Source organism: Vibrio sp. 1288, assembly GCF_033344475.1.
Map to the genome: position 1 here is coordinate 1 of NZ_JAWPOX010000650.1, position 645 is coordinate 645.

Here is a 645-nt window from a genome sequence, read left to right on the forward strand (position 1 = left end):
TTCAACTTTTCATTCCCTGAGTCATTTTGGGATGCGTTTTATGGTGAGCAGGATGAGCAAGCTCGCCAAGACACCAAATCAGCTGCTTACTTTGCTTTGATTCGTAACTATTACCGTTTTGGTTGGATGATCCCTTACTTCTTTGGTGCATCGCCAGCGTTATGTGGTTCGTTCATTCAAGGCCGTGAGACTAAACTTCCGTTTGAAAGCATCGGTGGGACACTGTATCTCCCTAAAGCGACGTCTCTTCGCTTGAGTGATCTTGGTTATACCAATAGTGCTCAAAGCGTATTGAAAATTGGTTTCAACAGTATTGACCAATATCTTGAAGGTTTAGGTGATGCGATTCGTCGACCATCTGAAGAATTCGCAAAAATTGGAGTAAAAGTGGATGGTGAGTACCGTCAGCTCAATACCAACATTCTCCAGATTGAAAATGAATTGTACGCCCCAATTCGTCCGAAACGCGTAGCAAAAAGTGGTGAGAAGCCTTCAGATGCTTTGAGTCGTGCGGGCGTGGAATACATTGAAGTGCGCTCATTAGATGTGAACCCATTCAGTGCCGTTGGTGTTAGCGAAGAGCAAGTTCGTTTCTTAGATCTTTTCCTAACGTGGGCGGCGTTGTCAGATTCTGACCCAATGGAT

General features: G+C 44.7%; 1 pseudogene. It reads left to right on the forward strand.

Annotated elements, in window-relative coordinates:
* Positions 1 to 645: pseudogene (locus tag R8O11_RS28555) on the forward strand (glutamate--cysteine ligase); the annotation flags it as partial.